Source organism: Phenylobacterium sp. J367, assembly GCF_024699985.1.
GTDB lineage: Bacteria > Pseudomonadota > Alphaproteobacteria > Caulobacterales > Caulobacteraceae > Phenylobacterium.
In genome coordinates this window covers 4,296,235-4,316,929 of record NZ_JAJONA010000001.1, presented here as the reverse complement: position 1 = coordinate 4,316,929, position 20,695 = coordinate 4,296,235, and the positions used below count along the sequence as shown (strand labels likewise).

Below are 20,695 nucleotides of genomic sequence, written 5' to 3'. Positions count from 1 at the left end.
GCTTCGTGTTGACCCAGGCGGGAGCTGGCTGGGACTTGGTTAGGCAGGACGCCGGCCCATCCATCGGGGGCGTCCAGGCGGGCCCAGGGCCCAGGAGATATCGAAATGCGTCACGGTAAAGCCCACCGCAAACTGGGTCGTACGACCGCCCACCGCACCGCCATGTTCGCGAACATGTCGGCCAGCCTGATCAAGCACGAGCAGATCGTGACCACCCTGCCGAAGGCGAAGGAACTGCGTCCCTTCGTCGAGAAGCTCGTCACGCTGGCCAAGCGCGGCGACCTGCATGCGCGCCGTCAGGCGATCAGCCAGGTCCGCGACGTCGAGCAGGTCGGCAAGCTGTTCGCCGTCCTCGGTCCGCGCTACGCCGAGCGTCAGGGCGGTTACATCCGCGTGCTCAAGGCCGGCTACCGCTACGGCGACAACGCCCCGCTGGCGGTGATCGAGTTCGTCGACCGCGATCCGGCCGAAAAGGGCAAGGACAGCGGCCCGACCGCCGAGCAGAACTTCGCCGACGCCTAAGTCGCGCTGAGCGCTGGAAGATCGAGGCCCCGGACCGCAAGGTCCGGGGCTTTTTCTTTGTCTCCGCAGCGTCGCGCCGGGCGGCTAGGGTCCCCGCCATGAGTCTCGTTCGCCTGTTTTCCGCGCTCGCCGCCGCCCTGACGCTGGCGGCCTGCGCCGGCCTGCCCCCCGCCGCCCCGGCGCCCGCGCGTCCCCACGATCCTCGTCTCCATCGACGGCTTCCGGCCGGACTACCTGGGGCAGGGGATGACGCCCGAACTCGATCGGCTGGCGGCGGCCGGCGCCTCGGCGACCATGCGGCCGTCCTTCCCCGTGAAGACCTTCCCCAACCACTACGCCCTGGTCACCGGCCTGCGCCCCGACCGCAACGGGATCGTCGAGAACAACATGCTCGACCCGGAGATTCCGGGCGTGGAGTTCAAGCTCTCCAACCGCGAGGCGGTGTCCGATCGGCGCTGGTGGGATGATGGCATCCCCGTGTGGGTCAGCGCGGAGCGCGCAGGGCTCCGGTCCGCCACCATGTTCTGGCCGGGCTCCGAAGCGCCGATCCGCGGGGTCCGGCCGAGCCTGTGGCTGCCGTTCGATCAGAAGCTGCCTTCGGCCGACCGCGTCGACCAGCTGCTCTCATGGCTCGACGCCACGCCCGCCGCGCCGCCCGCCTTCCTCACCCTCTATTTCGACGAGGTGGATACCGCCGGCCACTACGCCCGGCCCGGATCAGAGGAGCTCGGCGCCGCGATCCGCGGCGCCGACGCCGGGGTCGCCAGGCTCACCGCCGGCCTGAAGGCGCGAGGGATCGCCGCCAACCTGGTGATCGTCTCGGACCACGGCATGGCGCCCATGTCCGCCGAGCGGCGGATCTATCTGGAGGACCTGCTGCCGCCGGACGGCGGCCGGGCGCTGGCGATGGGGCCGATCCTCACCTACTACCCGGCCAAGGGGCGGGAAGCCGAGGTGGAGCGGGCGCTCCTTGCCCCGCACGAGCGCTTCCGCTGCTGGCGGAAGGCCCAGATCCCGCGGCCTGGCATTACGGTCGGCATCGCCGCGTGGCGCCGATCTTCTGCGTGCCCGACGACGGCTGGGCGATCACCACGCGCGACTGGGTGGCGCGGGCGAAGCGGCAGGAGGTGGGGGCCCACGGATTCCTGCCCACATCGCCGGACATGGCCGCTCTGTTCATCGCCGAGGGTCCTGCGTTTCGCCCCGGCGCCCGGCTCGCGACCTTCGACAACGTCTCGGTCTATCCGCTGCTCATGCGTCTGATTGGCCTCAGGCCGGAGCCGAACGATGGCCGGGTTTCCGATACCGCCGCCGCGCTGTGGTGATTGCAGATAGTTGCAATATGAGTTAAATATTCTCTCAGTTCGACAGGGAGACGACCCATGGCTGAAGGCCATCCCAAGCTGACCTCGGCGCTCTGCTACCGCGACCCCAAGGCCGCGCTGAAATTCCTCGAGGCCGCCTTCGGCTTCGAGCTGGTCATGCTGATCGAGGACGCGGACGGCGCCCTGGCGCATTCCCAGATGCGTTTCGGCGACGCCATGGTCATGGTCGGCAACGAGTGGTCGGACGACCACAAAAGCCCGGCCTCGCTGGGCGGCAAGAACACCCAGACCGTGCACATCCACCTGGACGCCGACATCGACGCCCATTGCCAACGCGCGCGCGCCGCCGGCTTCGAGATCCTCATGGAGCCCGCCGACCAGTTCTACGGCGACCGCACCTACCGCTGCCGCGACCCCGAAGGGCACATCTGGACGGTCGGCCAGACGGTTCGCGTGGTCAGCCGCGAGGACGCTGAGGCCGCGAGCGGGCTGAAGATCGAGGGCTGGGTTTGAGCCAGGCCGCGCTCGCGGCTGTCGACCGGACGCTCGCGGCGCTGGCCGATCCACATCGCCGGCGCGTCGTCGAGTTGCTGGCCGAGCGGCCGAGGCCGGCCGGCGAGCTCGCCCGCGCGCTCGAGCTCAGCCCGCCGGCCATGAGCCGCCACCTGAAGACCCTGCGGGCCAGCGGCCTTGTGGAAGAGAGCCATCCCGAGTTCGACGCCCGGGTCCGCATCTACGCCCTGAGGCCGGAACCCATGGTCCACCTGCTCCGATGGCTGGAGGAGAGCGAGCGGCTCTGGAGCGAACAGCTCGCGGCCTTCAAGGCCCACGTCGAGAAGGGCGCATGACCTCCAAGGTCTATGTGGCCCTGCGTGTGAAGGCCTCGCCCGAACGTGCATTCGTGGCGTTCACCGACGAGATCGAGGCCTGGTGGCGGCCCAATGGTCTCTTCCAGACGACGCCGCGCGCGCCCCGGCCGGCTGGCCTTCGAAGGCGGGGAGGGCGGGCGGCTCACCGAGACCTTGGCCAACGGCAAGGTGTTCGAGATCGGCCGCGTGCTGGCCTGGGAGCCGCCGGCGCGGCTGGTGTTCTCCTGGCGGCAGGCCAATTTCCCGCCGGAGCTCTCAACCGAGGTCGAGGTTAGGTTCGAGGCGGTCGGGGCCGAGACCCGGGTCAGCGTCGAGCACCGCGGATTCGACCAGGTGCCCGAGGGCGCCGCCCGCCACGGCTTCCCGGACGCGGCCCTGCTCATGCGGCTGGCCGAGTGGTGGCGGGTGCTGCTCGGGTCGCTGAAGGACGTGGCATAACGCGGTTGCGCGAGTTCCTGTTTTGTTTCATGGTCCGACCAAGGGGAAGGGAACATGAGCCAGGTAGAGGACGGACCGGCGGGCAGGGGCCGCCGGGCGGCAGTCGGCTTCATTCTGGTCAGCGTCTGGCTCGACGTGCTGTCGCTCGGGGTGGTCATCCCGGTCTTCGCCCCGCTCATCCAGGAGTTCGAGGGCGGTGACGCCGCCGCGGCGGGCCGCTTCATCGGTCTCTTCGCTACGGTCTGGGCGCTCTCGCAGTTCTTCGCGGCCCCGGTGCTGGGCGCGCTCTCCGACCGCTTCGGCCGCCGGCCGGTGCTGCTGATCTCGCTCTTCGGCTTGGCGCTCGACTACCTGCTGATGGCGTTCGCGCCGTCGCTCGGCTGGCTGTTCGTCGGCCGGGTGGTCTCGGGCCTCACCGCAGCCGGCATGGCGGTGGCCAGCGCCTACATCGCCGACGTCACCCCGCCGGAGAAGCGGGCGGGGACCTTCGGCCTGATCGGGGCCGCCTGGGGCGTGGGCTTCATCGTCGGCCCGGCGATCGGCGGCTTCCTGGGCGACATCTCGCTTCGGCTGCCCTTCCTGGCCGCGGCCGGTCTTACCATGCTGGGCGCGCTCTACGGCTTCTTCCTGCTGCCCGAGAGCCTGAAGCCGGAGAACCGTTCGCCCTTCGCCTGGGCCAAGGCCAATCCGCTGGGCTCGCTCGGGTTCCTGGCCTCGCACCGCGAACTCCTGGGCCTCTCCAGCCTGAACTTCCTGCTGCAGCTCGCCCACAACGTCCTGCCGACGATCTTCGTGCTCTACGCGTCGAACCGCTACGGCTGGACGCTCGCCCAGACCGGCGCGGCGCTCGCGCTGACCGGCGTCTGCAACATCGTGGTCCAGGGCCTGCTGGTGAAGCCGATCGTGGCCCGGATCGGCGAGTGGGGCGCGGTGCTGCTGGGCCTTGCCGCCGGCGGACTGGGCTTCGTGATCTACGGCCTGGCCCCCCACCGGCGCCTGGTTCCTGGCGGGGACGCCTGTGTTTGGCCTGATCGGCTTTTTCGGCCCCGGCTTCCAGGGCCTGATCACCCGCCGCGTCTCGGCCAAGGAGCAGGGCCGGCTGCAGGGCGCCAACGCCAGCCTCATGGGACTGTCCGGCGTGATCGCCCCGCCGGTGTTCGGCCTGACCTACGCCTGGTTCGTAGAGCCCGGCCATCCCTACGTGCCCGGGGCCGCATTCCTGCTGGCCGCGGGTCTGCACGCGCTCGCCGTCATCATCGCTGTCGCCCTTCTTGTGCGGCGTCCCCGGACCGCCGAAGCGGTCGCCTGAACTTCGCCCGAGGCCCCCATGGACGATCCCAGGCCCCCCGAGGCCCTGCTTCGAAAAAGGGCGACCGGGCCGCGAAGCCGCCTTCGGCTTCATCTTCGCCAGCGCGCTGATGAACTCGATCTCCTTCGGGATCATGATCCCGATCCTGCCCAACCTGATCCGCGAGATGACCGGCGGCGACACGGCGGCGGCGTCGGAGTGGAACGTGCTCTTCGCCACCGTCTGGGGCGTCATGCAGCTCGTCTTCGGGCCGATGCTGGGCATGCTGTCCGACCGGTTCGGCCGCCGGCCGGTGCTGCTGCTCTCCCTGTTCGGACTGGGTGTGGACTTCCTGTTCATGGCCTTCGCGCCGACCCTCTGGTGGCTGTTCCTCGGCCGCGTCCTGAACGGGGCGACGGCCGCGAGCTTCTCCACCGCCAACGCCTACCTGGCCGACGTCACCCCGCCCGAGCGCCGAGCGAAGGTGTTCGGCTGGATGGGATCGGCCTTCTCCTTCGGCTTCATCATCGGGCCGACGCTCGGCGGGATCCTGGGCGAGTACGACCTGCGCCTGCCGTTCCTGGCGGCCGCGGCCCTGACCTTCGCCAACTGGCTCTACGGCCTCTTCATCCTGCCCGAATCCCTGCCGCCTGAGCGTCGCGCCAAGGCTTACGACTGGAGCCGCGCCAACCCGGTGGGCTCTCTCCGGCTGCTGGCGTCACGCACCGGCCTGCTGGGCCTCGCCACGGTGGGCTTCCTCTTCCAGCTCGCCCACATGGTGCTGCCGACGATCTTCGTGCTCTACACCACCTACCGCTATCACTGGTCGCCGGCGGTCCTCGGCCTGACCTTCCTGCTGACCGGCGTGCTGGGCGTCATCGTGCAGATGTTCCTGGTCGGCCCGGTCGTCGCCCGGATCGGCGAGCGCCGAGCCGTGCTGCTGGGCCTCACCGCAGGCGTGGCGGGCTTCGCCTGGTACGGCTTCGCGCCGACCGGCTGGGCCTATCTCCTGGGTGCGCCGGTCTTCGCCTTTACGGGCTTCCTGATGCCGGGCCTGCAGGGGCTGATGACCCGTCGGGTCGCGCCGCACGAGCAGGGCCAGCTCCAGGGGGCGATCCAAAGCCTGAACGGCATCTCCGCGGTGGCCGGGCCGCCGCTGTTCGGCCTGATCTTCGCCTGGTCGGTCCGGCACGACGCGGTGCTGCACGCGCCGGGGCTCGCCATCTATCTGGCGGCGGCGCTTCTGGCCCTCGGGTTCGCCCTGGCCTACGGGGTCGCCAGGCCTGTCCAGTCTCAGCCGCAGCCGGCCTGACGCGGCGTTCGTCGCGTCCCCTTGCAAGCTCGGCTGCGACCGCCATCTTTGCGCCCGAAACCTCGTGCGATTTCGCAGCGTTCCGCGATTTTTCGGAGAGACCATGCGCGCCTACCGCGTCCTCGTTCCCGCCCTCGCTCTCGTCCTCGCCGGCAGCGCCGCCGCCCAGCCCATGCTGGCCCAGCCGAACCGGGCTCCGCCGGCCAACGCCCAGGCCATGAAGTCGTCCTTCGCGCCCGTCGTGCAGCGGGCCGCGCCGGCCGTGGTCAACATCTCCTCCAAGCGCCTCGTGCGCGCCCAGACCGATCCGTTCTGGGAGCTGTTCGGCATGGGCGCGCCGCGCGCCCGCGTTCAGGGCTCCCTGGGCTCGGGCGTGGTGGTCCGCGCCGACGGGGTGATCGTCACCAACAACCACGTGGTCCAGGGCGGGCAGGAGATCACCGTCTCGCTGGCCGACCGCCGCGAGTTCGCCGCCCGCGTTCTGCTGGCCGATCCGCGCACAGACATCGCGGTGCTGAAGATCGACCTGCCGGCGAACGAGCGCCTGCCGGTGCTCGCCATCGACGACACCGGCGACGCCCAGGTGGGCGATCTCGTCCTGGCCATTGGCGACCCGTTCGGCGTCGGCCAGACGGTCACCAACGGCATCATCTCGGCGCTCAACCGGACCGCCGACCCTAGCGGTGACGCGGCCACCAGCTACATCCAGACCGACGCGGCGATCAATCCGGGCAACTCCGGCGGCGCGCTCGTGGACATGGATGGCGACCTGATCGGCATCAACAGCTTCATCCTTTCGCGGTCCGGCACCTCGTCGGGCGTCGGCTTCGCCGTGCCGGCGTCCGTGGTGCGCCGGGCTGTGGAGACCGCTGCCGGCGGGGGCCGCGCCGTGGTCCGACCCTGGTTCGGCGCCCGTCTGCAGGGCGTCGACGCCGAGATCGCCCGGACGCTGGGCCTGCCCAGGCCCACCGGGGCCCTCGTGGCCGACGTCTGGCCGGGCGGCCCCGCCGACCGCGCGGGCATCCGGCAGGGCGACGTGGTCACCGCAGTCGACGGCCAGCCGCTGATCGAGGCCGCGACCCTGAACTATCGGGTGGGCAACAGCCGTCCGGGCGAGACGCTGCGCCTCACCGTCCGCCGGGACGACCGCGACCTGCAGCTCAACCTCCGCACCGAGGCGCCTCCGGCCACGCCGGCGCGCGACGAGCGGGTGATCGCCGCCGGCAGTCCGCTGGCCGGCGCCACCGTGGTCAACCTCTCGCCGGCGGTGGCCGACGAGCTGGGGATCGACGTCTTCACTGGTCCTGGGGTGCTGATCACCAATGTCGGCCGCGGCTTCGCCATGAACGCCGGCTTCCGGCCCGGCGACATCGTCCGCGCCGTCAACGGCCGGGAGGTGAGCTCGACCCGCGACCTGACCGGCGCGCTCGCCGCGCGCGTTCCCGCCTGGCAGATCACCATCCAGCGCAACGGGCAGATCGTGACGGCGACCTACCGCGCCTGACCAGGCAGGCCCCGGCGGCCGTCGCGGCTGCGGTGTTTGCCTGCCACCACGTCAACCTCTCCAGGGTCGCGTGAGGCAGAGCCAGCGGAGGGCGCCATGGCCATCGATTTCGAGATCCCGGACGACGCGAAGGCCATCCGGCAGAAGGTGCGCGCCTGGGTGCATGACGAATGCATCCCGGCCGAAAAGCGCCTGCTCGACGGCGCCGACTACAAGACCCTGCTGGCCGAACTCAGGGCCAAGGCGCGGGCGCAGGGTCTCTGGTGTCCCTTCATCCCCGAGGAGTACGGCGGCATGGGGCTGGGCCCGCTGGCCAACGCCCTGGTGCAGATGGAACTGGGCGAGAGCTATCTCGGCGCGCTCTCCATGAACACCCAGGGGCCCGATGACGCCACGATGATGACCATCCTGGCGCACGGCACCGACTTCCAGAAGGAGAAGTACCTCAAGCCGCTGCTGAACGGGGAGAAGCGGGTCTGCTACTCCATGACCGAGAAGGCGGCGGGCGCGGACGCCACGGGCATGCAGACCCGGGCGGTCAAGCAGGGCAACGACGCCTATGTGCTGAACGGCGAGAAGTGGTTCTCATCGGCCGCCAGCGTCGCCGACCTGGCGGTGGTCATGGCGATGACCGACCCGGAAGCGCCCCGCCACCAACGCTACTCGACCTTCATCGTCGAGCTTCCCAACCCCGGCTACAACATCAAGCGCGACATCAAGACCATGGCGCTGGAGGGGCCGCTGACCCACGTGCTGGGCGGCGGTCACTCCGAGGTGGAGATCAAGGACCTGGTGGTGCCGGCCGAGAACCTGCTGGGCGGGGAGGGCAACGGCTTCAACATGGGCCAGCACCGCCTGGCCTACGGCCGGCTGCGGCACGGGATGCACAACGTCGCCATGGCTCAGCGGGCGCTCGACATGGCGACCGAACGGGTGATCGGCCGCGAGACCTTCGGCAAGCCGCTCTCCGAGCGCCAGGCGGTGCAGTTCATGCTCGCCGAGTGCGCCACCCAGCTCTACATCAGCCGGCTGATGCTGCTGCACATCGCCTACAAGGCGGAGAAGGGCCTGGATCTGCGGCAGGAGAACGGCATCGCAAAAGTCTATCTCGCCAACATGGTGCACCACGTCGTCGACACGGCGATCCAGCTCCATGGCTCCCTGGGCTACAGCCAGGATACGCCGCTGGCGCGCTGGTACACCCACGTGCGGTCGCAGCGGCTCGTGGACGGTCCGGACGAGGTCCATCGCTGGACCACCGGCCGCAACGTCGTGAAGGCCTTCAAGGCGCACGGCACCACGGCGTCGGCGGCCGGCGGCGACCTCATCTAGTTGGCCCGCGGCGGCGGTCGCACCAACCGCGCGCAGATACGTTTGGGCGGGTAGGGCGCAGATGCTAAGCCCCACCCATGGCTGACCTCTTCGAAGCCGCTGGCCTGACGCCCGCCGCGCCGTCTCCGCTCGCCGACCGGCTGCGCCCGCAGTCGCTCGACGAGGTCGTGGGGCAGGAGCACCTGCTCGGTCCCGACGGGCCGATCGGGCGGATGGCCGAGGCCAGGCGGCTGGCCTCGATGATCCTCTGGGGTCCGCCGGGCACCGGCAAGACGACCATCGCGCGCCTGCTGGCCAAGGCGGCCGGCTACGAGTTCCAGCAGCTCTCGGCGGTGTTCTCGGGCGTCGCCGACCTCAAGAAGGCATTCGAGCAGGCCCGCGTGCGCCGCGCCGCAGGCCAGTCGACGCTGCTCTTCGTCGACGAGATCCACCGCTTCAACCGCGCCCAGCAGGATGGCTTCCTGCCGTTCGTGGAGGAGGGGATCGTCACCCTCGTCGGCGCCACCACCGAGAACCCGTCCTTCGAGCTCAACGGCGCTCTGCTCTCGCGCTGCCAGGTCTTCGTCCTGAAGCGGCTCGACGAGGATGCCCTCGAGGCGCTGCTGGCGAAGGCCGAAGCCTTCGAGGGCCGCCCCTGCCGCTGGAGCCCGAGGCCCGCAGCGCGCTGATCGCGCTGGCCGACGGGGACGGCCGCTATCTGCTGACGCTGACCGAGACCCTGTTCAACATCGGCACGGCCAAGCCGCTGACCACCAAGGAACTGGGCCAGATCCTCCAGAAGCGGAGCCCGGCCTACGACAAGGACCGGGAGGAGCACTACAACCTCGTCTCCGCCCTTCATAAGTCGATCCGCGGCTCAGATCCGGACGCGGCGCTCTACTGGCTGGCCCGCATGCTCCAGGGCGGCGAGGATCCGCTGTTCATCGCCAGGCGGCTGGTCCGCGCGGCGGTGGAGGACATCGGCGAGGCCGATCCCATGTCTCTGGTCCTGGCGACGGCGGTGAAGGACACCTACGACTTCCTGGGCTCGCCGGAAGGGGAGCTGGCGCTCGCCCAACTCGTCGTCCACCTGGCCGCCGCGCCGAAGTCCAATGCGGTCTATGTGGCCTACAAAGCCGCCATGAAGGCCGCCAAGGAGACCGGCTCCCTGATGCCGCCGAGCCATATCCTGAACGCGCCCACGCGCCTGATGAAGGACCTCGGCTACGGCAAGGGCTACGCCTACGACCACGACGCCGAGGGCGGCTTCTCGGGCCAGAACTACTTCCCGGACGGCATGGCGCGCCGCCAGTTCTACCAGCCGAAAGGCGAGGGGACCGAGGCGCGTATCAAGGAACGCCTGGAGCGCTGGACGCAGATCCGCCGAGAGCGCGGCGCGGGCGACTGATCGACGATCATTGTTCTGCGAAACGGCTAAGCTTAGGCTCGCCCCCAGAGACTGAATTGGGGGGAATACCCATGACGACAACGACCAACGACGCGGGCCCCGCCCGCGCGGCGACGCCCTGGCACCTGTGGGTGGTGGGGCTGCTGAGCCTTGTCTGGAACGGGTTCGGCGCGACGGACTACACCATGACCCAACTCCAGGGCGACGCCTGGCTGCGGCAGATGGGCGCCACCGAGGCCCAGATCGCGGCCATGGCCAGTTTCCCGTCCTGGATGCACGGGGTCTGGGCGATCGGGGTCTGGGGCGGGCTGATCGGCTCGCTCCTGCTGCTGCTGCGCCGGCGCTGGGCGTTCCACGCGTTCGTGCTCTCGTCGGCGGGCGCGATCATCTCGCTGGCCTACCAGGTGGTGAACCCGATCGCGGGCATGGACCTGATGTTCCCGCTGATCATCGTGGCGATCGCCCTGTTCCTCATCTGGTACGCCTGGACGATGACGAAGCGGGGCGTGCTCCGCTAAACCGAGCTTCGTGAAAGCCCAGAAGCGTCAGCCGAAGCCCGTCCAGCTCAGCAGGGACGAGGTCGACCTCGTCAGGTCCCTGGTGATCTACGAGGACCCGCACATCCTGGCCCTGAACAAGCCCGCGGGCCTGTCCAGCCAGGGCGGCCGCGGCCAGGTGAACACGCTGGACGAGATGCTCTGGGCCTTCGCCAAACCGGGCAAGGCGCGCCCGAGGCTGATCCACCGGCTCGACCGGGACACCTCGGGCGTGATCCTGACCGCCAAGACCCAGCCGGCCGCAAGTTTCCTCGGCAAGGCGATGATGGCGCGCAAGTTCGCCAAGACCTACCGCGCCATCGTCACCCCCGGCGCTCCGGCGCCGGCGGAAGGATGGGTCGAAGCGCCGCTGCGCCGCGAGGAGATCGGCCGCGAGGCCTACATGCGGGTCTGCAAGCCCGACCATAAGGACGCGGAAGCCGCCCGCACGCGCTACCGCACCCTTGCCGAAGGGCGAGAGCCGCCCTGCTGGAGGTCGATCCCGAGACCGGACGCATGCACCAGATCCGCGTGCATCTGGCCCATCTCGGCCGCCCGATCGCCGGCGATGTGCGCTATGGCGGAAGTCTGGTCGTCTCCGGCCAGCCGGTTCCGCGGTTGATGCTCCACGCGCTGGCCCTGATCTTCCCCCCACCCCGGCGGCGGCGAGATGCGCCTGGAGGCTCCGGTCCCGCCCGACATGGCGAAGCTTTTGGCGTCGCTGCGGCTGGGTTGACGGAACGCCGCCCGGAATTCGCCCGTTTCCACAGGCAAGCTGCGGAACCACAACGGTTTTCCGCCCGGACACTCGAGATGAAGCGCCTCGTCCTTCCCGTCCTCGCCGCCCTGGCCCTCTCGGCCTGCGCCACGACGCCCACGGTCTATGGCCCCGCCGCCGGCCCGCAGGCCGTCGGCTATTCCGACTATCGGATCGAGCCTGGCCGCTACCGGATCTTCTTCCGCGGCGGTCCCGGCGCGCCGCCCGCCCAGGTGAACGACTACGCCCTGCTGCGCGCCGCCGACCTGGCGCTCGCCGAGGGCTATGATTGGTTCCGGGTGTCGGACCGCATGGTCGAGGGCTACGGCAATCCCCACGGCGGCCCGCGGATGAGCGTCGGCGTGGGCGGCGGCAGCGCGGACTACGGCTGGGGCCGACGGTCGGGCACGGCGGTCGGTGTCGGCCTGGGGACCAGCTTCAACCTTGGCGGCGGCCCGGCCCTGATGGCCAGCCTGGAGGTGCTGATGGGCAAGGGCCCGCGCCCGCCCGGCCAGGACGTCTATGACGCCCGCGCTCTCAGCCAGACGCTGCGTGGACGGCCCGTCTAGCGCCATGGCCTAGCGGCGAAGCCCCAGCCGTCGCATAAGGCGGCGATGCAGACGCTTCTCTACGTCGGCCTTGGCGGGGCCTTTGGCGCGATCCTGCGCTACCTGGTGGGCGTGCAGGCGACCCGCGCCCTCGGGCCCGGCTGGCCCGTCGGCACCTTCACCGTGAACATCGTGGGCGGCCTGTTGATGGGCCTCCTGGTCGGTGTGCTCGCCCACCGCGGCGACGTGGACCAGGAGCGCTGGCGGCTGCTGATCGGCGTCGGCGTGCTCGGCGGCTTCACCACCTTCTCGGCCTTCTCCCTGGACCTCGCCCTGATGCTCGAGCGCCGCGCCTTCGCGACCGCCGCCCTCTACGCGATCGGCTCTGTGGTCCTCGCCACGGGGGCGCTGTTCGCGGGCCTCATGGCGGCCCGGCGGTTCCTCGCATGAGGGAGGTCCGCACGCTCTACGTGGACAACGGCGAGGACGGCGTCCGCCTGGACCGCTGGTTCAAGCGCCGCTGGCCGCACCTGAACCACGTCCAGATCCAGAAGCTGACCCGCTCGGGCCAGATCCGCGTCGACGGCGCCCGCGCCAAGCCGGACACGCGGCTCTCGGCGGGCTCGCAGGTCCGCGTGCCGCCGCTGCCGGATGCGCCGGCGCCGCACGAGAAGGGCCAGCTCGGCAGCCGCGACGTGGCCTTCGCCCGCTCCCTGGTGCTCTACGAGGACGAGGAGGTGCTGGCGCTCAACAAGCCCTCTGGCCTCGCCGTCCAGGGGGGCACCAAAACCTCGAAGCACGTGGATCGCCTGCTGTCGGCCTGGGGGGAAGGGCTCGAGCGGCCGAGGCTGGTCCACCGGCTGGACCGGGACACCTCCGGCGTCCTGGTGCTGGGCAAGACGCCGGGGGCGGCCGCCAAGCTCGCCGGCGCCTTCGCGCGACGCCGGACCCAGAAGACCTATTGGGCGCTGGTCCAGGGCCTGCCGAAGCCTGGCGAGGGCGTGCTGGAGCTCCCGCTGGTCAAGAAGGGCGTCGGGGACCGCGAACTGATGGTCCCGGCCGATCCCAAGGATCCCGACGCCGAAACGGCCGAGACCGAGTTCGTCACGCTGTCGCGGGCCGCCGACAAGGTGGCCTGGATGGCGCTTTGGCCCCACACCGGCCGCACCCACCAGCTCCGCGCCCACATGCTGGCCATGGGCCACGCGATCCTCGGCGATCCGAAATACAACAGCGAAGCGTCCCAGGCGCTGTCCGAAGGGCTGAAGCTGCAGCTCCACGCCCGCCGCCTCGAGATCCCGCACCCCTCGCGCGGGACGCTGATCCTGGAAGCGCCACTCAGCCCGGAAATGAAGCAGGGCTTCGAGCGCTTCGGCTTCGACGAGCACGAGGCCGACCCCGAGCCATTCGGCAGAAAACGCCGCTAGAGCAGGATGCGATCAGGCGCTTGCCTGATCGTCGAAGCGGGGTCGCCCCTTGCGGGGCACGCGCATTCCGAGCGCGAAACCGGCATTCATCTCTGGCGGAACGCGCATCGCCGAACGCTGCTTGCCAGACTCCTTCGCCGCTGATCCTGTGGGCGGCGGGAGGGGCGATTGGCGGGCAATCCGGTTCTGGAGCGGGCGAGGGCGCTGATCGATACCGGTCGGCTCGACGAGGCCTATGCGCTGACAGCGCCCCTGGCGCAGGCCGCAGAGCCCGAGCACCGGGCGCTGGCCCTTCATGCCACCATCCTGAAGGGTTTGAAGCGGCGCGAGGACGCCCTGGTGTACGATCGCAAGGCTGTCGAGCGGTTCCCCACCAGCGGCGTCGCTTGGCACAACCTGGGCGCCACGCTCGGCGATCTGGGGCGGGGGCGGGAGTCGGCGGCGGCCGTGGAGAAGGCCTTCGCGCTCGGCATCGACAGTCCGCTCACCTGGGGCGTCATGGCCCGGGCCCGGCTCGCGACGGGAGAGCTCGACGCGGCGGAGGCGGCCTATCGCGAGGCGCTGCGCCGCGCGCCCGGCAATGAGGCGACCGCCGCCGAGTTCGCCAACATCCTCTGGATGCGCCATGGCGACATGGACGCGGCGATGGCCGTCCTCGACCGGGCGTTCCACGGCGGTGGAAACCCAGCCCCCCTGGTGCTCGCCAAGGCCAAGCTGCTGGACGCCGCCGGCCGCAACGACCAGGCCGCCGATCTCCTCTCGCGGGCCGCCGAGCGCCTGGCTCACGATCATCAGATCCTGCTCGCCGCCTGCCAGGCGGTCCTCGAGGCCGGCCGGCTGGCGGAAGCCGAACGGCTGGTGCTGGCCGCCGACACGGCCCAGCCGAACAATCCCGGCGTGATGAACCAGATGGCCATCGTCTACCTGGCGCTCGGCAGGCCGGACGTGGCGCTCGCCCGCGTCAGGCACGGCCTTTCGATCCAACCGGAGAACCAGTCGCTCTGGGGCTGGGCGGCGACGGCGGCCCGGGCCGTGGGCGACCCGCTCCACGCCGAGCTCTACGACTACGACGCCATGGTCGGGACCTATGAGATCGACGCCCCCGATGGCTGGGCGTCGCGCGAGGCGTTCCTGGCCGACCTCGCCACGTCCCTGGAGGGTCTGCACCAGTACGCCGAGCATCCGACCAACCAGTCGCTGCGCCACGGCAGCCAGACCATGCATCTGCTCACCGGTTCGGACGATCCGGCGATCCGCGCCTTCTTCCAGGCGCTGGAGGTTCCGATCCGCGCGCACATGGCGAAGCTGGGGCAGGGGACCGACCCTCTCCGCCGGCGCCACACCGGCGACTACCGCATCCAGGGCGCGTGGTCGGTGCGGCTGCGTTCAGGGGGCTTCCACAAGGATCATTTCCATCCGGAAGGGTGGCTCTCCTCGGCCTTCTACGTGGAGACGCCCGCCGAAGCCCTGGGCCGAGGCGGCAAGGAGGGCTGGCTGCGCCTTGGCCAGCCGCCGTTCCGGACCGACCCGCCCCTGTCGCCCGAGCGCTGGATCCGGCCGGAGCCCGGCCGCCTGGTGCTCTTCCCCTCCTACATGTGGCACGGCACCGAACCCTTCACGACCGACGAGCACCGGATGACCATCGCCTTCGACGTCGTTCCCGCCTGAGGCCTTGCGCCGGCCGGCCGAGGCGCCCATTGAGACCGCATGCAGAAGGGTTTCGTGGAGCCGGGCGAGAAGCCCCAGCGGTTCTACAAGTCGGTCGAGGTGGCGGAGGCCGACGGCGGCTTCGCCGTGAAGCTCGATGGTCGCAACGTTCGCACGCCGAAGGGACGCCCGCTCGTCCTCCCGACCCGGGCGCTGGCCGAGCTCGTGGCCGCGGAGTGGGCCGCGCAGGGCGAGCACATCGAGCTGGCTGACATGCACGCGAACCGGCTCGCCAACACCGCGCTCGAATCCATCCCTGCGGCCCGTGAGGCGACGGCCGCCCAGGTGGCGGAGTTCGCCGGCTCGGACCTGCTCTGCTACTCCGCCGACCAGCCGGCGGCCCTCGTCCAGCGCCAGGGCGAGCAGTGGGAGCCGGTGCTCCAGCGGGTCGAGCGCGAGCTGGGCCTGGCCTTCGTCCGCGCCAGCGGCATTGTCCACCAGGCCCAGCCGGAGGCGACGCTCGCCCAGGTGAAGGCCGCGGCGCTCGAGCTCGACGACTTCGCCCTGGCGGGCCTGGCCTTTGGCACGGCGCTGTTCGGCTCGGCCATCCTTTCGGTCGCCGTTCAGAGGGGCTGGATCACCGGCCCGGACGCCTACGAGCTGTCCCGCCTCGACGAGGCCTTCCAGGAGGAGAAGTGGGGCGTCGACGAGGAGGCCGCCGAACGGACCGCCCGGCTCAGGGGCGAGGCGGCCGTGCTGGAACGCTGGTTCCGGGCGCTGGAGGCCGCCTGAGCTGCGCCGTGGCGGCCCGAGCCATCTGACGCGGCGTGAGCTTGCCCTCACGAACGGACCTCTCTACGCCTTCGCTGGCGTAGGGAGAGAACCCACTTGAAGGACATCCTGGAAGAGCTCGAGCGCAAGCGCGAGAACGCCCGCATGGGCGGCGGCGAACGGCGCATCGCGAGCCAGCACGCCAAGGGCAAGCTCACCGCCCGCGAACGCATCGACCTCCTGCTCGACGAAGGCTCGTTCGAGGAGTTCGACATGTTCGTCGAGCACCGCGCCGTCGACTTCGGCATGGCCGAGCAGAAGATCCCCGGCGACGGGGTGGTCACCGGCTGGGGCCGCATCAACGGCCGGACAGTCTTCGTCTTCTCCAAGGATTTCACGGTCTTCGGCGGATCTCTTTCGGGCGCGCACGCGTCCAAGATCCTCAAGGTCCAGCGTCAGGCGCTGAAGATGGGCGCGCCGATCATCGGCCTGTTCGACGCCGGCGGCGCCCGCATCCAGGAGGGCGTCGAGAGCCTCGCCGGCTACGCCGACATCTTCCTCGAGAACACGCTGGCCTCGGGCGTCATCCCGCAGATCAGCGTCATCATGGGCCCGTGCGCCGGCGGCGACGTCTATTCGCCGGCGATCACCGACTTCATCTTCATGGTGAAGGACACGAGCTACATGTACGTGACGGGCCCGGACGTGGTGAAGACCGTCACGCACGAGGACGTGACCCACGAGGACCTCGGCGGCTACCGCATCCACGCCATGAAGTCCGGCGTGGTCGACGGCGCGTTCGACAACGATCTGGAGGCGCTCACCCAGGTCCGCCGGCTGGTCGACTTCCTGCCGTCCTCCAACCGCGAGAAGCCGCCGGTCCGCGAGAGCTTCGACGAGCCCTATCGCGACGAGATGAGCCTCGACACGCTCGTCCCGGCCAATCCGAACAAGCCCTACGACATGAAGGAGCTGATCTGGAAGGTCGTGGACGAGGCCGACTTCTTCGAGGTGTCGCCCGACTACGCCAAGAACATCATCTGCGGCTTCGCCCGGATGGACGGCCAGCCGGTCGGCATCGTCGCCAACCAGCCGCAGGTGCTGGCCGGCGTGCTGGACATCGACGCCAGCCGCAAGGCCGCGCGCTTCGTGCGCTTCTGCGACGCCTTCGAGATCCCCATCGTCACCTTCGTGGACGTCCCGGGCTTCATGCCCGGCACCCGCCAGGAGCAGGGCGGCCTGATCCGCCACGGGGCGAAGCTGCTGTTCGCCTATGCCGAGGCCACGGTGCCGAAGATCACGCTCATCACCCGCAAGGCCTACGGCGGCGCCTATGACGTGATGAGCTCCAAGCACATCCGCGGCGACGTGAATTACGCCTGGCCGACCGCCGAGATCGCGGTCATGGGCTCCAAGGGCGCGGTGGAGATCATCTTCCGCAACCAGACGCCGGAGCAGCTCGTGGAGCGCGAGGCCGAGTACAAGGCCCGGTTCGCCAACCCCTTCGTGGCGGCCTCGCGCGGCTACATCGACGACGTGATCATGCCCCACGGCACGCGGCGCCGGATCGTCAACGCGCTGAAGAACCTCAAGGGCAAATCGCTCTCCAACCCCTGGAAGAAGCACGACAACATCCCGCTCTGAGGCCCAGCTTTCACGAAGGCGGGATCGCAGAGATCGTTCGGAACACCGCCCGGTCCCCCCCGTGTTCAGACGTGACGCGCCCTGTGCGCGAAAGCCTGAAACACGGAGGACTGCCCCCATGGCCGATAAGTGGATGGACGAACGCGAGCGGCAAATGCGCGAGCGCGACTGGCGACGGTCCGAGCCTTATGGACGGGGCAGCGACTACGATGCCGCCGGCGGCTACGAGCCCCGGCTCAACGAGGACCGAAGCTTCGACGAGGACCGCACCCGCTACGCCCGGCGCGACCGGGTGTTCGGCGAGCGCGAGACGGGCGCGAGCTACGGCGGTCAGGGCCGGACCGGCGGCGACCGGCGCGACTGGCAGGATCGCGACTTCGGCGGAACGAGCCCCGCCTTCCGCCACCAGGACCAGGGTCCCGTGCACGGCCGCCAGTGGCAGGGCCGCGACCACGAGGGGACCAGCCCCGCCTTCCGCTCCCAGGACTACACCCGTGGCAGCGGCGACTATTCGGGCGGCGGCCGCTACTACGGCGACGACAGCCGGCGCGGGATCTTCCGCGAGGAGTACGGCCAGGGCGGCCGTGAGTATGGCGCCGTCCCGCGCGGCTACGACGCGCGCCGCGACTACCGCCAGGGCTCCGTGCGCCCGGCCTACGGCGGCACGGCGGCCGGCGGCACCGGCGGCTACGACTACGAGCGTGGCTACGGCGACGGCGGCCGGCGCGAGGCGGACGACAGCGATCCCATGTACCGGGCGGGCGAGTTCCTGAACCGGGCGGGCCAGAAGATCTCCAACTGGTTCCGCGGCAATGACCTGCTGGACGGCTCGGAAGGGCGCGACCGCGATCGCTACTACGAGAGCGCCCACGACGACTGGCGGGGCTACGAACGCGGCCACCGCGGCCTCGGGCCCAAGGGCTACAAGCGCTCCGACGACCGGATCAACGACGATGTCTGCGAGCGCCTGGCCGATGATCACTGGCTCGACGCGTCCGACATCGACGTGAAGGTGTCCGCCGGCGAGGTCACGCTCTCCGGCAGCGTCGAGAACCGGGAAGCCAAGCACCGGGCCGAACGCCTCGTGGAGGGCGTATCGGGCGTGCACCACGTGCAGAACAACCTGCGCGTCGGGTCGAACCCGCTGACCGGCTCCGGCACTGGGTTCGGCGACAGCGCGACCGAGGCTGCGCAGCGCCGCGAAACGCCGACTTCGACCTCGACCGAGAGCTCGACGGGCCGCAAGACCAGCTGAGTGATCTGGGCCCTTCCCGCGCGGGCGGGGAGGGCCCATCCTTCCGGCCATGATCCGAGACGCGTTTCCGATAATGGCCGCCGGACTGCTGCTCTCGGGTTGTGCGAGCATCTCGCCGGCCTGCTCGGGGGACTTCGACGCCTTCCTCGCCCGCTTCGGGGAGGACGTGGCTTTCCAGCGTGAGTTCACCTCGCCGACGGTGGTGGTCACCGCCTCCGAGCCCGGCGGGATCGCCGAGCAGGTGATCACCCGCCGGGCGAAATCGGACCTGACATTTCCTCTGATGCCGCCCGCCGCCGAACGGCGCCGCCTGGGCCTGGTCGAGAAGGCCGAGCACAATGGGCCCCGGGCCACATTCCGGTTCGCCAGGCCCGACAGCGACGCCCATTCGATGAGCTTCACCTTCGAGCGGCGCGGCTGCTGGGCGCTCACCCAGATCGACGATCAGTCGCTCTAGCGGTTTCCCATGTCCGAGCCGTCGATCGACACCACGCCCTGGCTCGACCGCTGGCGGCTCATCCCCGACGGCTGGCCCTTCCAGACCCTCTGGACCCGCAGCGTGCTGCAGCCTGTCCGCCAGGATGGGCAGGCCGCCATGCTGAAGCTCGCCCTCTACCACGAGGAGGTGAAGGGGGCGGACGTGATGACCTGGTGGGCGGGGGAGGGGGGCCGCTCCGGTGCTGGCGCACGAGGCCCACGCCCTGCTGATGGTCCGCGCCGAGGGGCGGGAGGACCTCAAGGCCTGGGTCGCCGACGGCCGTGACGACGCCGCCACGCTCGTGCTCTGCGACGCCCTGAAGCGCCTGCACCGGCCCCGCGCGACGCCCCCGCCGGAGGCTCTCATCCGCCTGGAGGACTGGTTCCGGTCCGTGGAGCGCCAGACAGGCCAGGGCGAGGTGTTCGTCCGCGCCCACCTCCTGGCCCAGGACCTGCTCGCGGCCCCGGAGGATGTCCGCGTGCTGCATGGCGACATGCACCACGGCAATGTCCTCGACTTCGGCGACCTCGGCTGGCTGGCCATCGACCCCAAGGGCGTGGTTGGCGAGCGGGCCTACGACTACGCCAATATCTTCCGCAACCCGGACATGGCCTCGATGCTGCTCCCGGGCCGGCTGGAGCGCCAGATCGAGCTGGTCTGCCGCCATGCCGGCCTGGAGCCCCGGCGCATGCTGCAGTGGGTCTGCGCCCACGCGGTGCTTTCCCTCGCTTGGTGCCTGGAGGACGGCCTCTATCCGGACCGCTCCATCGACTTCATCCACCTGGCCTTCGCGCGCCTCGACGCCGCCGGCTAGGCTAGAGCGGCGAGGACGCCGACGGCAGGTAGGGTTTCAGCAACACCGGCGCCCCGTCGGCGAAGGCCGTGCAGCGTTCCCAGTTCATGCTGCGGGTCCCAAACACCTGGAGGCAGCCGGTGAATTCGCCGCGCCGCAGGCGGCCCTGCTGTTCCAGCCATGTGCATTGGGCGACCGCGCCGATCAGGTAGCTGCCGACGGGCGTCACGCTTCCGGCGTCGCGGTTCACGATCCGTGGCTCGTGCGCGCGGGTGTCGGTGAAGGCGTTGGTGAAGAAGAACGGCGTGGTGGAGATCGTGTGCGACAGCTCGTGGGCTGCGACGTTGATGGCGCACGAACGCTCTACGGGGTCCATGGACCGGTATTGCGTCAGGTGCGCCCTGCCGAGCGTCATGGAGGCATAGACGCCGGAGCCGAGATAGCCGCCGGCGCTTGCGTGTTCGCGCCGGGGGTCAGCGTCGTGGTCGCTGCCCACGAGCTCCAGCCCGAGCGACGCGTACCGGGCGCCCCAGGTCTGTCGGGAGACCCAGTCGGCGACGCGCGACAGCGGGACGTCGCCGAGGTCGCGGTTCGCGTACACCTCAGGATACCGGCGATCGAGGGCGCGTAGGTTGCGGTCGAAGGCCGGCGAGCGAAGCACGGCGTAGGCGTCGGCCAGGAGCGCGCGCGCCGTCGCCCGCTCGGCGTCCGAAGCGCCGCCCTCCACATGGCGGACGGGCAGTTCGTCAGAGCCGGGGACGGCGAACTGCTTATAGGCGAGCCAGGCCACGCCCAGCACGCAGGCGGCCAGCGCCCACAGGCTGGAGTGGGTCAGGGAGCGCGGAACAGGCTCCGACAGCGC

General features: G+C 70.3%; 21 protein-coding genes and 2 pseudogenes. 22 read left to right on the top strand and 1 reads right to left on the bottom strand.

The genetic code is table 11. The annotated features are described in order from the left end of the window. Nucleotides 1-105 precede the first annotated feature (105 nt). From rplQ to LRS04_RS22905, 22 genes and pseudogenes are all read left to right on the top strand, one after another. Nucleotides 106-522, top strand: a complete 417-nt coding sequence (rplQ, locus tag LRS04_RS23010) for a 50S ribosomal protein L17 (protein WP_257818374.1) — start codon at nucleotides 106-108, stop codon at nucleotides 520-522. A gap of 246 nt (nucleotides 523-768) precedes the next feature. Continuing rightward, nucleotides 769-1,847 (top strand): annotated as a pseudogene (locus LRS04_RS23005) (ectonucleotide pyrophosphatase/phosphodiesterase). 57 nt (nucleotides 1,848-1,904) lie between these two features. Continuing rightward, the gene (locus tag LRS04_RS23000) at nucleotides 1,905-2,360 is read left to right on the top strand and encodes a VOC family protein (RefSeq protein ID WP_257818372.1); all 456 of its coding nucleotides are present in this window, start codon (nucleotides 1,905-1,907) and stop codon (nucleotides 2,358-2,360) included. Next, a complete protein-coding gene (locus LRS04_RS22995) occupies nucleotides 2,357-2,695 on the top strand; it encodes a helix-turn-helix transcriptional regulator (protein ID WP_257818370.1) in 339 nt (112 codons plus the stop codon). Before LRS04_RS23000 ends, LRS04_RS22995 begins: the two co-directional genes overlap by 4 nt. A gap of 93 nt (nucleotides 2,696-2,788) precedes the next feature. Next, nucleotides 2,789-3,154 (top strand): SRPBCC domain-containing protein, encoded by a 366-nt coding sequence (locus tag LRS04_RS22990; protein ID WP_257818369.1) that lies wholly within the window; start codon nucleotides 2,789-2,791, stop codon nucleotides 3,152-3,154. Nucleotides 3,155-3,208: 54 nt separating this feature from the next. Next, nucleotides 3,209-4,573, top strand: a complete 1,365-nt coding sequence (locus tag LRS04_RS22985; RefSeq protein WP_257818368.1) for an MFS transporter — start codon at nucleotides 3,209-3,211, stop codon at nucleotides 4,571-4,573. Beyond that, complete coding sequence (locus tag LRS04_RS22980; RefSeq protein WP_257818367.1) at nucleotides 4,573-5,754, top strand: TCR/Tet family MFS transporter; 1,182 nt, start codon at nucleotides 4,573-4,575, stop codon at nucleotides 5,752-5,754. Before LRS04_RS22985 ends, LRS04_RS22980 begins: the two co-directional genes overlap by 1 nt. A gap of 103 nt (nucleotides 5,755-5,857) precedes the next feature. Next, nucleotides 5,858-7,258 (top strand): Do family serine endopeptidase, encoded by a 1,401-nt coding sequence (locus LRS04_RS22975; protein ID WP_257818366.1) that lies wholly within the window; start codon nucleotides 5,858-5,860, stop codon nucleotides 7,256-7,258. A 96-nt stretch (nucleotides 7,259-7,354) separates the two neighbouring features. Next, nucleotides 7,355-8,590 carry an acyl-CoA dehydrogenase family protein gene (locus LRS04_RS22970; protein ID WP_257818365.1) on the top strand — a complete coding sequence of 412 codons (1,236 nt, stop codon included), beginning with the start codon at nucleotides 7,355-7,357 and terminating at the stop codon, nucleotides 8,588-8,590. A 77-nt stretch (nucleotides 8,591-8,667) separates the two neighbouring features. Further along, a pseudogene (locus LRS04_RS22965) lies at nucleotides 8,668-9,977 on the top strand (replication-associated recombination protein A). A 71-nt stretch (nucleotides 9,978-10,048) separates the two neighbouring features. Further along, nucleotides 10,049-10,495, top strand: a complete 447-nt coding sequence (locus LRS04_RS22960) for a hypothetical protein (protein WP_257818364.1) — start codon at nucleotides 10,049-10,051, stop codon at nucleotides 10,493-10,495. A gap of 10 nt (nucleotides 10,496-10,505) precedes the next feature. After that, the gene (locus LRS04_RS22955; protein ID WP_374576823.1) at nucleotides 10,506-11,135 is read left to right on the top strand and encodes an RluA family pseudouridine synthase; all 630 of its coding nucleotides are present in this window, start codon (nucleotides 10,506-10,508) and stop codon (nucleotides 11,133-11,135) included. 191 nt (nucleotides 11,136-11,326) lie between these two features. Continuing rightward, nucleotides 11,327-11,839, top strand: coding sequence for a hypothetical protein (locus LRS04_RS22950; protein WP_257818363.1), 513 nt, complete (start codon nucleotides 11,327-11,329; stop codon nucleotides 11,837-11,839). Nucleotides 11,840-11,884: 45 nt separating this feature from the next. Continuing rightward, complete coding sequence (gene crcB, locus LRS04_RS22945; RefSeq protein ID WP_257818362.1) at nucleotides 11,885-12,268, top strand: fluoride efflux transporter CrcB; 384 nt, start codon at nucleotides 11,885-11,887, stop codon at nucleotides 12,266-12,268. Next, the gene (locus LRS04_RS22940; protein WP_257818361.1) at nucleotides 12,265-13,245 is read left to right on the top strand and encodes an RluA family pseudouridine synthase; all 981 of its coding nucleotides are present in this window, start codon (nucleotides 12,265-12,267) and stop codon (nucleotides 13,243-13,245) included. The genes crcB and LRS04_RS22940 overlap by 4 nt, the downstream gene beginning before the upstream one ends. 168 nt (nucleotides 13,246-13,413) lie before the next feature. Next, entirely contained in the window at nucleotides 13,414-14,913 is a 1,500-nt protein-coding gene (locus tag LRS04_RS22935; RefSeq protein WP_257818360.1) for a putative 2OG-Fe(II) oxygenase, read from the top strand. A 39-nt stretch (nucleotides 14,914-14,952) separates the two neighbouring features. Further along, nucleotides 14,953-15,684, top strand: a complete 732-nt coding sequence (locus tag LRS04_RS22930; RefSeq protein ID WP_257818359.1) for an ATP12 family chaperone protein — start codon at nucleotides 14,953-14,955, stop codon at nucleotides 15,682-15,684. A gap of 96 nt (nucleotides 15,685-15,780) precedes the next feature. Next, nucleotides 15,781-17,307 carry an acyl-CoA carboxylase subunit beta gene (locus LRS04_RS22925; RefSeq protein ID WP_257818358.1) on the top strand — a complete coding sequence of 509 codons (1,527 nt, stop codon included), beginning with the start codon at nucleotides 15,781-15,783 and terminating at the stop codon, nucleotides 17,305-17,307. Nucleotides 17,308-17,425: 118 nt separating this feature from the next. Then, complete coding sequence (locus tag LRS04_RS22920; protein ID WP_257818356.1) at nucleotides 17,426-18,562, top strand: BON domain-containing protein; 1,137 nt, start codon at nucleotides 17,426-17,428, stop codon at nucleotides 18,560-18,562. Nucleotides 18,563-18,635: 73 nt separating this feature from the next. Next, nucleotides 18,636-19,019: a hypothetical protein gene (locus tag LRS04_RS22915; RefSeq protein WP_257818355.1), complete on the top strand. Its 384-nt coding sequence runs from the start codon at nucleotides 18,636-18,638 to the stop codon at nucleotides 19,017-19,019. A gap of 9 nt (nucleotides 19,020-19,028) precedes the next feature. Next, nucleotides 19,029-19,325 carry an aminoglycoside phosphotransferase family protein gene (locus LRS04_RS22910; RefSeq protein ID WP_257818354.1) on the top strand — a complete coding sequence of 99 codons (297 nt, stop codon included), beginning with the start codon at nucleotides 19,029-19,031 and terminating at the stop codon, nucleotides 19,323-19,325. Then, the gene (locus LRS04_RS22905; RefSeq protein ID WP_257818353.1) at nucleotides 19,240-19,854 is read left to right on the top strand and encodes an aminoglycoside phosphotransferase family protein; all 615 of its coding nucleotides are present in this window, start codon (nucleotides 19,240-19,242) and stop codon (nucleotides 19,852-19,854) included. The genes LRS04_RS22910 and LRS04_RS22905 overlap by 86 nt, the downstream gene beginning before the upstream one ends. Nucleotide 19,855: 1 nt before the next feature. Here LRS04_RS22905 and LRS04_RS22900 read toward each other — a convergent pair whose 3' ends face one another. After that, on the bottom strand, nucleotides 19,856-20,632 hold the full coding sequence (locus tag LRS04_RS22900) for a hypothetical protein (RefSeq protein WP_257818352.1): 777 nt from the start codon (nucleotides 20,630-20,632) through the stop codon (nucleotides 19,856-19,858). Nucleotides 20,633-20,695: the final 63 nt, after the last annotated feature.